Here is a 9,221-nt window from a genome sequence, read left to right as displayed (position 1 = left end):
AGTACATACTGACAATAAAGGAAAAATATTAGATATTACTTGTGAAAGTTAAATATGCGACTAACAAGCACCTATGCCACCTAACGGCGGCAAGCTGCATCCCATTATCGAATGTAAAAATGAAGAGGAAATGAAAGAATTATATAATGACATTTTTATAAGCAGACAAAAGTCTTTGCAATTTGTTGTATCTGAGCGTGATAAACAAACAGGGTCAAGAATTGGTGGTTATGCGCCAAGTTATTTTGACGATGATTTGATAATGGAGAAATATAGCCTACAAGAATATGTTTACTACTTCAGTATAGGAGTAGATTTGTTTCCCAATCTTATTGATAATGAAGTCTCCATTTTCATTCCTAAAGATTTTGAATTGTACAATAGAAACAATATATATCCTCACTTCCCAATAAAGTGTATTATGCATACTCCAAGCATAAGAGGGAACAACGAAAAAATATGTAACAAGAATATTATGTCCAAGCAATTAATTCCAAAGGGCATTGTTAATGATTTGGAAGAAGTGGAAGATGTTGACGAACTTGGAAAAATATTGTTGGAACCTGTAATGGGTAATAAAATAGGTGGAACACCAGCCATGCTCCAACGTGAGCCGTCTTATTATACATGGTTAGATAAAGACAAATATGTATTTGTCATGCAGTTTGATGAAAGCTCCTATTTGCGTAATCAAATCATAGGGAATGAGCCGTTTTGCCATGGAATAATCTATTTTTATGGTAAGTTTGAAAATGGTATGTTGGTTGAACTTGTAGGAGGGTTTTGGCAAAATTAAAATTCGATAACATACAGATAAATCACCTATGAAATAGCGATTATCTGACAAACATTAGTTTGATTTTTAATATGAAAGCAGAAGAATTACGAATAGCAATAAGAAATGTATTAGAACAAGGGGTTATTTCAACTTTGTCTAAACATGGATACAGCTGGAACAAATCTAAGATGTGTTTTCATCGTAAAGTAGGAGATTTCAAGCAAACGATTCTTATCAATTCCTCTGTTAATCCTCGATTCACTAATGGCATAGGCTATATAAGTTTTCATTTATTCTATAATTCGCCAAAAATTGAAAAGATGGCTTCTGTTCTGATAGATGCCAAAACAGATTTTGAGAAAGTTGGAAATGTTCTTAATATTAATTCAGGTTTTATTTCTGGAAAAGGGGCTGTATCGTTTGACTTGTTATCATTAGATGATCTTCTAAATGTATTTAATCTTGATAATATGCCATTCAAGGAAATATTAAGTTTCCTTAATGAAAGAACAACAATCCAGGATATACTTATGGATTTTGAGAATAATAAAGACTATATTTGGTGGAATTATAAATATCATTCTATCCTTATAATAATTGCGATGTATTATATCACTGGTAATGAGAAAAAAGCTAAAGAACTCGCTATATCTTATTATCAAAATGATAAATGTGGAAGATGGTATAAGAATGTATTACGATATTTCGAAGAATCAAATAATTTTCAAACTAACAAACAGCAAACCGACTGAACAAGCGGAACGCTGCCAAACATTATAAATCAAAAGAAACGATGAAAGTAACAATAAACAAAACACATATATTACTCCCTGTTGCAGGTTTTGTGACGGGTGGCTTATATGTGCTTCTATATGCTTTTATCGATTATTGCGATACTGCACCTTTGGATGAGTCTTTTTATGATATAATATCCCAAATACTATCTCACAATGATGTACGGTTAGCTATTTATTTGTGGGGATTCATTGGATTTACTTTAGGATGTATTGCAAATCTTTTGATCGGTTTTCTTCAAAAACATATTAAACGAGCTAAATAACGGCAGATAACAAGTGGCTGAATTTCCCCTGAAAGGTTTTTACCAACAAAACAAGAAATATAAAATGACTGCAAGATTGAGACGACATAAAGAAATGATAATCATAGCCATTATAGTGGTTCTTGTATTGTTTGGATGGCTATATCGGGAACTTCATCCGACAATTGTTTTTCATAGCCCACAAGAGAGCAAATATCTGGGAAAGGTATCAGGAACAGACGGTAGCATAGAAAAGCTATACATTAAAGACCATACAGTAAAGTACAGGTTGCCGTATATATGGGAGTGGCAAGAAGATGATGAAGTGGCAATTTTCATAAACAATTATGGAGATGTCATTCATAAAGAGGATTTGTGCTTTTGGAAGCTGGATGTCTATCTGGATGAAAACAATTGCTGTCTAAACCAACGCACGACAGAATACTGTTATGGTTTACGTCGTATTTTGCAGTTCCAAACGGATAAGTAGGTGATGGCATTCTCTTAAATATTTTGAACGATGTCTATTGATTGAGAACCTTTATAAATGAATAGTGGTATGAAAAAATATATACCTGCCATACTAAGTATAATATTCTGCATGGTGTATTGCTTTTGCATCAGTCTGGTCAATATATACAGACCGATTGAACACATGGATATTTCAATAGGAATACTTTTGCGATTAAGTGTAATAGTCATGTTCCTGACTTTATTGACGGGAATGCTAATAGTACAATTCACTAAAAGAAAATATTCAGCGGTAATTCCCGTAATCATACCAATTCTATTATGGGGTTCTTATATGAAGTTATTTCCTTACCGCTCGTTTATCTATATGGGAATATCCGTCCTGATCTATTTTACATACATATCTATCTTATGGCATTTTGGGAAAGTGGATAAGCAGATTAAGTATAAATAAGTGTTTTCTGAAAATTGACTATGTCTCAGATAATAACAATAAAGATGAATAATATAAAGAACATTGCAAAGCATATGAGATACTTCTTGCTGTTTGTTTTTATGGCTTGGTCTTCTTTCTTATATGCCAGTGAAAACAAAACAGATACTGTGAGTATCCATATCAACAATCAGGTTTATGAACTTACCGTATCAGTGGACTCTGCTAAGGTAGAATGCGGAAAGAAGCCAGCTGCATATGTGAAACTTACCAAGGATGGAAGTGCGGCAGGAGAAAGTGCCTTTCCAATGTCTGGCAACTGTCCGATTGAAGAGGATATAGGTATTGAAGTCTCTGGCAAGGAATTTATAATCAGAATTCCGTATTGCGACGGTTTTCTGTTCCGTATCGGCTATGCCCGATTTGGCTATTCAGAAAAATACGATGATTTTGTTTTAACAGAATACAGGGAAGAAAACATAGACAGACTGAATACGGAACAGGAAAGCAAGAGTGTAGGATACAGTATCTTATCCAAAAAACCGATTGTATTCTCCATGTTTTCTCCCGAAACAATAAAAAGAATAATCCGGCAGAATCTGATTCGGGAGCATGAGATTATCCAAGCTTGTACGACCCAATATCCTATTTTCGGTTACTCTTCCAAAGAGAACAAACTGATGTGGATAGAAATTCCGGCCGAATTTGTCATACAGAATAACAGCCCCCAAAGGATATATGTATTTAATCCTTCTTATTATGGCTATGCTTATGAAGCCGGATACAGATTAAAAGAAAATCCTACCAAAGGATGGAGTTTGGTTCTTTTTTATAGGATTGAAAAAGACTCTATAGGCAGTTATTTGCGTAATTCTGAATCCATTTTTCCAAAAGAATCCAACCGTTATATAATTAATTCACGAATATTTGTCTATAAGAATCCTGAATTTCAGAAACTGTTTGGGGATACGGTTGCCTCAATGTTCCAGAGACATAAGGAATCCCACTGGCAGGTTACCCCGTCTGCACTTTCCACAAACCAGCGAAAGTTTCTCAGACAGCTCATTTCGGGTGACTCCCTAAGAGTCCGGCTTTATTCGGATTCACTGGATCGACATCATTCGGTAAATATTCCGCTTGATGTCGGGAAAAGGCTTCCCACATTCTGATACATTTTAGAATGTGGGAAATGATTCTGTTCACAGGTATTTTTCACTTTCTGTCAAGAAATGCAAGATAGTCTGCAACAGCCTTATGGCATCCGGTAAAGTCGGGAGTACGGCGACCTTTGTATTTCCTGAAACTGACGGTTCCGTTCCGGTCGATTGCTGCCACATGTCGGCTGAATGTCCCTTTGGTTCTGATATGGATGTCAAATCCGTCCCTACCGGTAATTTCAAGAAGCTTTTCTGCCGTTATTTTCTCACCATTCAGGAATTTCCGCTTGTTCTCGTCAAGCAATTGTTGCCATCGGGCTTCTTTCTCCTTTCTTTCCAGTTCTTCTTTTCTTTTCCGTTCCAGACGCTTTTCTTCCTGCCTTTTTGCATACGTCTCACGAGCCTGTACCAAAGGAGTGGAGTCAAGACCGAGGGCATTGAATACATGAACAGACAAGAGGGGGATGATTTTTCCATTCTCCGCATCCTTCAGGGTGTTTTCAATCCAGTTCTTGCAATAGGCTGACGCTTCTTCACGGTGCCCCTCCTTGTCAAGTATTCTGCGTGAATACTGTCCGCAGGAAAAATGGACATCACCTATCTTGCAGATCACATGGAAACTGTCTTCACTTTCGTTTCCGTATTCGTTTTTTCTTGCCAGCGAGATAAATACATTCTCCGCATACGGCTCAAGTTCCATGTATGGGGCAACGATGGTGTTGCCGTCAAACTTGTATTTCAATACTTTTGCTTTCATATTTCTATTCTGTTTTTCTGTCGGTACATATTTCATCTATTATCTCATTCTCTTTTCTCTCACCTTTGAGGAAAGCTAACAGCCGCTCGAAAAAGAACGGGGCTTGGTCTGTCCCCAGCTGTGAGCTTTCCCCGTTCCGGGTGGCGCATATTGCAAACCGTCCCAGTCCGAGACTGTCCTGTGGCGGTACGATATGGAATGACAGGTTTTCCGTACAGTCGATGTGAAGCCCGCCACGGTAGGTGTAGAAAGTCTTTGCGGCTCTACTGTCCGTATCAATGTCCACCCGGCTGTATCCGCGGCGTTTCAGTTCTCTGATGATTTCCCTGTTTGTCATAATTGTGTCTGTCTGATTGGATTTGAAATGTTCTGGTGTACTGTTCCCGTATTTGGGGATATGCCGTGTTCTGACACCCACTTCCGGTATGCCGTGGCATATTCCTGCCTTTCCCGTTCCAGACTGTTTTCCGTTTCCGGGGTATATCCGAGCAGACGTATGTATCCGCCGTTGCAGCCTGTCAGTTCGCAGCACATTCCTGCTGCCTCCAGTTTCCCGATGCGTTTCTGTGCCGTCTTCGCGCTTGAATACTCCTTGGGCCAGAAATAATGTTCTCCCTGTGAGCCGTAAAAGTCTTCTCCGAGTATCATTTCCCCGATATGCTTCCGGCTCTCGATGAAGCCGAAACGCGCCTTGCCCAGTGCCTGTCGCATAGCCTTGTGTGCAGGTCCTTCAGGATACCTGAACACTTCAGGAGTGTCTTTTCCCGTAATCTTCGGCAGTTCCATCCGGTACGGCTGTCTGTAGCTGCCGATTCCGAGCGTGAGGTAGAAGTTGGTGTGGAAATAGTCGGTCATGGGGTCGCTTTCATCAAAGTTGTACGACATGACAAAATCCCTGACGTTTGTCATCACCTCCTTGGCCCGGTCGGTCAGACTGTCCGATGCCTGGATGTTGTAGTGGTTGATGTCTCCCTGTACCTTTCCGGACTCTCTGGTGAAAGCCTCGAAGTCTGCTTTCATCAGTCGGATAAGGATTGAGCTGTATCCGTCCTTGCGGACCGAGAAGGTGTATCTCGGATAGGTCTCCTTGAGCCATGCCCTGACCAGTTCCGTGATTTCCGGCGCGGACTGCCCGTTGTAGTTGCGCCCTTTCCAGCGGTATTCATTGTACACGTATTCGGTGTATTCCTTTGCGGTGGCACCCTGAAAGTCGTGTTCGTAGCCTGTCGGGGCTGTGGAAACGCAGGGCTTGTCTTTCCAGACCTCGAACAGCTTTCCGAATTCGGTGTTCACCTGCTGCATGAGGGCAGTATCACCACCCTTGTCCGGGTGGTGAAGCATTGCCAGACGGCGGTATTCCTTTTTCAGGTCCGCCAGTGATTGTATGTTCTGAAAATAAGTCATAGTTGTAGATATTAAAGTCCTGCAAGACGGTTGATGAAATATATCTGCCAGTCCTGGTCGAGTCCGAGGTTGCTGCACGCGATTTCGAAGTCTTCGCCTCTCAGGTCGTTGTCTGCCTGAAGTTCCTGCAGGTTCCTTATCTCGTCGTCCAAATATTCCTGTGCCTCTTCCTTGCCGCAACTGCATGAGTTGCAGATCAGGTCAATGATGTTCCGTGCCATAGCCGTTGTCTTTAATTGTTTGTCAGGTATATGTTCCTCTTCTCGTCATAGTTCTTGTCGTTCCACCATTCGTCGGCGGCCTCGGCGAATGTCTGTCCGGAATTGGCTGAAGGGAAATCGGATGTCTTGAATCCGGTCAGGTATTCAAGGTTATCGGTGCTGTTGGATTTCCACCATTCCTGCATCTTTTCCAGAAAGGATTGTTTGGAGCAGGTCTCCACATTGTCCTCGCACCGGGAACACCAGATGTCATCGTCCACGTCACTATGGTATTCATTCGTGTTTACATCCACCCATGCCTGGATTTCAATCTCTGTTGAACCGCAATCACTGCACACCTTGATTTCGGAATCGTCCGGATGTTTGCGCCTGGCTTTGCCGTCATACAGGCTGACGGCCCGTTCCACCAGCTTTTCCCTGTAACGGTCCGTCAGTTCCGCATAGAACCGTTCGGCGGCTCCGAATATTCCCTTGTCCGTCATCAGAGACCATTTTTCCCAGAAATGTGAGTGCATTTCCTTGAATACTGTCCTGCACTCTTCCTCGCACCAGGCATTCCACATATAGTAGAAGAAGCTGGAGACTGCATTTTCCGCTTGATATTTCATAATGTTGTTCTTATTTGAGATTATACATCCTTGCAAAATAGCTGTTCACTTCAGGGATCCTTTTCTTGTAATAGGGCTGGTTGTCCCTGCACCAGTCCGCCAGTTCCTGTCTGTTTCTGAACGGTTCCCTCCAGCTTTGCCCGCTCATGATCATTTCCACCTGTGGGGCCAGTTCCCTGATGAACGCTCCGACAGTCCATCCTTCCCGAATATGTCTGTCCATGTTGATTTTTGTTGCCATATCGTCTTTCATTTCAAGAGTTTCCGTCTGTATTTTCAAGTTGAAGCCTTACCGTTTCGTACATTTGATTGAGCCAATCAATGTTGCTGGCTCCGAGTTCGAAAGGACCCTGACAGAAAACCTCTTCCATACTGTCCTTTATTGTTGCCAATACGACAATATTCTTGTCAGTAACCTCAATTCCTGTAACATAACACTCGTATGGTTCTGCATTATCGTCAAACCAGATAATCCATACAGGGTCTTCTTCGTTGTCGGTAAACGTGATTTTTTTCAGGCCGTGCGCATCGAGCAGCTGCCTGATGGCTTCGATTATGTCCTTCCGCAGTTCTTCAATCCTGTCGCTGAAACACATGGACGTGTATCTGACCTTGCCTTTGCCAACCCGTTCCCTGAAAGAAAGGATCTGCATGTCAGGGTGACTGCTGAATCTCCAGTCTGTCACCTCGTCATCATCGCGGGTAGTGTGGATGTTGCCGCCCAATACCAGACCGCAGTCTTCCGTTACAATTCTTTCCGCCTCGTCGCGGTCTTCCGCAACGACCTTGTAGGTACCCTCGAAGGTGTACCTTACTCTTACATCGTACTTTGCCATAATTCCTATGATTTGGTTAATGATTTCTATTGTTGATTCTTATTCTTGGTTCTCGAACGATTCCGGTGACAACCGGTACAGTTCAGCCAGGTTCAGCCTTGCCATCGGGTATTCCACCCATCCGCTTTTGCGTCTGTATCCCGTGTCTTCGGCAAGGCTGTTCCTTATGAGGAATTCCATCGCTTCCGGATTGTTGTTGGTGTCAATGAATGCCTTGTCGGGAATCCCGAATGCCGGGGAGTCTTCCAGATTGACGGTAAGTACCGTGTATAGTTCCCCGTTGTCCGGTGATTCCAGACTCAGAACCGGCCATCCGTTCGGGTAGAAGCCGGTGACAAGTCTGAATTCCTTTTCATGGTACCGGAATGTCCTTTCAGACCGGTTTTTCCCGGATTCCTGAATTTTGAAGTCGTCTTCTCCTTCAGTGAATGTCCTCACCGGGCAGGACACATCGTAATGGCAGCCGTCTTCGTGTCCGCACAGGTATTCTTTTCCCTTGAATAGGATGATTGCATATTTCTTTTCCATGATTTGATATCTTTAAGTGATCATACTTGATTTATGAAGCGACAAGACCTATCTTTTCTCCGAAGAAGGAATCGCATACCCCGTACACATGCTTGATGGAGCATTCATATTTTGAGTTCTCGCTGTCAAGACGGAAGCGGAATCCGTGATAGTCCCTGACTTCCAGTTTCAGTCTGACATCTTTCAGGAGTTCCATTTCCAGGAGACTTCCACCGCCGTACATGGAGCTGAAGATGCCGCAGCAGTTGCCTTTGGGAATAATGACTTCCCCAAGCGAGAATCCGGCATCATAAAGTTCCTGCAGGCTTACCTTGCCGATATAGGTCAGCAGGTTGGCACCGCAGCAGGAGTTGATGAGTTCATGGTAGAACTGTTCATAGGATACCTGTTCCTTGCCGTCCCTGTATTTTTTGTCGGGGAACCGGCCATATACCGTGTAGCCTTTCTCCACCAGCATTTTCTTCACTTTGGCTGGATTGAGGTTCAGCGCGTCTATCATATCCCCGAAATAGGATTCCTTGTACCGGTATCCTTCCTGCGATTCCAGCCAGTTGGAATTGATGCAGTCGTAGTTTGACAGCATCTCGACACGCACGGGGATGTCATCCGTGTTTTTGAGAAGTTCTTTCAGCGTGTCAGAGTCGTTTCTGTCATAGATTTCTTCCCTGATTTCGTCTTCGTGTTCTTCAAAGAACTTGTCCACTTCCTCTTCCCCGAAATCATGGAAACGGATACATTCATCCTTCAGCTTTGAGACGATTTCACGGATAGCTTCCCATTCGGTGTCACCGTACCATTCGTCCACTTTCTCCCACAGACTTTCACAGCTCCTTTCTTCCAGACACTTCTGGATGGTGTCACGGCAGTTGTCGAGATTGTCGTTGTAGTCCACCCATACCAGCGTGTAGGACTTGTCCATGAGCGATTTCACGAATTCCATTGTCAGTCTTTCCTGTTCTTCCATTTCTGTTACCTGTGTACGGCAGGAT

14 protein-coding genes are annotated in these 9,221 nt (G+C 42.6%); 5 read left to right on the top strand and 9 right to left on the bottom strand.

Going from position 1 to position 9,221, the window contains the following annotated elements:
• Positions 1-130 precede the first annotated feature (130 nt).
• From B5F71_RS05615 to B5F71_RS05590, 5 genes are all read left to right on the top strand, one after another.
• A complete protein-coding gene (locus B5F71_RS05615) occupies positions 131-796 on the top strand; it encodes a hypothetical protein (protein WP_143269853.1) in 666 nt (221 codons plus the stop codon).
• A gap of 71 nt (positions 797-867) precedes the next feature.
• On the top strand, positions 868-1,530 hold the full coding sequence (locus B5F71_RS05610; protein WP_087208357.1) for a hypothetical protein: 663 nt from the start codon (positions 868-870) through the stop codon (positions 1,528-1,530).
• Positions 1,531-1,571: 41 nt separating this feature from the next.
• Positions 1,572-1,838, top strand: coding sequence for a hypothetical protein (locus B5F71_RS05605; protein WP_087208355.1), 267 nt, complete (start codon positions 1,572-1,574; stop codon positions 1,836-1,838).
• A gap of 13 nt (positions 1,839-1,851) precedes the next feature.
• Positions 1,852-2,307 (top strand): hypothetical protein, encoded by a 456-nt coding sequence (locus tag B5F71_RS05600; RefSeq protein WP_241148562.1) that lies wholly within the window; start codon positions 1,852-1,854, stop codon positions 2,305-2,307.
• 584 nt (positions 2,308-2,891) lie between these two features.
• Positions 2,892-3,890, top strand: a complete 999-nt coding sequence (locus B5F71_RS05590) for a hypothetical protein (RefSeq protein WP_143269852.1) — start codon at positions 2,892-2,894, stop codon at positions 3,888-3,890.
• 43 nt (positions 3,891-3,933) lie between these two features.
• On the opposite strand, the gene B5F71_RS05585 is transcribed toward B5F71_RS05590, so the two are convergent.
• From B5F71_RS05585 to B5F71_RS05545, 9 genes are read right to left on the bottom strand one after another with little or no spacing between them, the layout of a single operon-like run.
• Positions 3,934-4,635, bottom strand: coding sequence for a hypothetical protein (locus B5F71_RS05585; protein WP_087208349.1), 702 nt, complete (start codon positions 4,633-4,635; stop codon positions 3,934-3,936).
• A gap of 4 nt (positions 4,636-4,639) precedes the next feature.
• Positions 4,640-4,972, bottom strand: a complete 333-nt coding sequence (locus B5F71_RS05580; RefSeq protein ID WP_087208347.1) for a hypothetical protein — start codon at positions 4,970-4,972, stop codon at positions 4,640-4,642.
• Complete coding sequence (locus tag B5F71_RS05575; RefSeq protein ID WP_087208346.1) at positions 4,969-6,039, bottom strand: LPD29 domain-containing protein; 1,071 nt, start codon at positions 6,037-6,039, stop codon at positions 4,969-4,971. Before B5F71_RS05575 ends, B5F71_RS05580 begins: the two co-directional genes overlap by 4 nt.
• An 11-nt stretch (positions 6,040-6,050) precedes the next feature.
• The gene (locus tag B5F71_RS05570; protein WP_022460391.1) at positions 6,051-6,260 is read right to left on the bottom strand and encodes a hypothetical protein; all 210 of its coding nucleotides are present in this window, start codon (positions 6,258-6,260) and stop codon (positions 6,051-6,053) included.
• An 11-nt stretch (positions 6,261-6,271) separates the two neighbouring features.
• Positions 6,272-6,868, bottom strand: coding sequence for a hypothetical protein (locus tag B5F71_RS05565; RefSeq protein WP_022460392.1), 597 nt, complete (start codon positions 6,866-6,868; stop codon positions 6,272-6,274).
• Between the two features lie 10 nt (positions 6,869-6,878).
• The gene (locus B5F71_RS05560) at positions 6,879-7,109 is read right to left on the bottom strand and encodes a hypothetical protein (RefSeq protein ID WP_087208364.1); all 231 of its coding nucleotides are present in this window, start codon (positions 7,107-7,109) and stop codon (positions 6,879-6,881) included.
• Positions 7,110-7,122: 13 nt separating this feature from the next.
• Positions 7,123-7,704, bottom strand: coding sequence for a hypothetical protein (locus B5F71_RS05555; protein WP_087208344.1), 582 nt, complete (start codon positions 7,702-7,704; stop codon positions 7,123-7,125).
• Between the two features lie 39 nt (positions 7,705-7,743).
• A complete protein-coding gene (locus B5F71_RS05550) occupies positions 7,744-8,232 on the bottom strand; it encodes a DUF4313 domain-containing protein (protein ID WP_005801756.1) in 489 nt (162 codons plus the stop codon).
• Positions 8,233-8,263: 31 nt separating this feature from the next.
• A complete protein-coding gene (locus B5F71_RS05545; RefSeq protein WP_087208342.1) occupies positions 8,264-9,196 on the bottom strand; it encodes a hypothetical protein in 933 nt (310 codons plus the stop codon).
• Positions 9,197-9,221: the final 25 nt, after the last annotated feature.

This window comes from Bacteroides sp. An269 (assembly GCF_002159755.1).
In the GTDB taxonomy this organism is placed as follows: Bacteria; Bacteroidota; Bacteroidia; order Bacteroidales; family Bacteroidaceae; genus Phocaeicola; species Phocaeicola intestinalis.
The sequence above is the reverse complement of the archived record's forward strand: the minus strand, read 5'-3'. Positions and strand labels throughout refer to the sequence as shown.